The organism is Mesorhizobium sp. M2A.F.Ca.ET.037.01.1.1, from assembly GCF_003998075.1.
Lineage (GTDB): Bacteria > Pseudomonadota > Alphaproteobacteria > Rhizobiales > Rhizobiaceae > Mesorhizobium.
This window is the reverse complement of the sequence record NZ_RZSA01001749.1, coordinates 1-523: the sequence shown is the minus strand read 5'-3', so window position 1 is coordinate 523 and position 523 is coordinate 1. Positions and strand designations below refer to the sequence as shown.

1 protein-coding gene is annotated in these 523 nt (G+C 65.0%); it reads right to left on the bottom strand.

Translation table 11 applies throughout. The annotated features are described in order from the left end of the window. Nucleotides 1-69: 69 nt before the first annotated feature. A partial coding sequence (locus EOA27_RS39580; protein ID WP_145970949.1) for an FCD domain-containing protein occupies nt 70-523 on the bottom strand: 454 nt, incomplete at its 5' end.

The following is a 523-nucleotide window of genomic DNA, read 5'->3' as shown; positions in this document are numbered from 1 at the left end:
ACCGTAACACGGACGATAAGGCGGGAAAATCGGCAAAACCGCGCTGCGGCAACGCGGCGCGATACCCGTTCATGCCCGGGCAAATGTGCCTGACAACGTACCGTCGGCGGGCTGCGCCTGCCGTCCCTCGGGAATCGAGCTCAGCAGCGTCTGGCGCGCCGACTTCAGGTGCTTGCGGCAGGCGACGTCTACCTTGGCGGGATCGCGCGACTTCAGCGCCGCGATATAGGCGAGATGCTCCTGGATCGCGACCTCGTTGCGCTGGCGCTCCTCGGCCTTGTTCCACTGATAGTGGTAGTGGAAGATCATCGCGATCACGTCATAGAAGTCGACGATGAAGCGGTTGTGCGAGGCGCGGTGGATCAGCCGGTGGAGACGCTCGTCGAGCTCCGAGAATTCGTTGAAGCGCGTGGCTATGTCGCTGGCAAGCTGGCGATGTTCGACCTCCAGCCGGTCGAGATCGGCCCACACCGCGCTGTCCACCGGCAGGGCGGCGAAGGCCGCCGCCGAGCGCCGCTCGAAC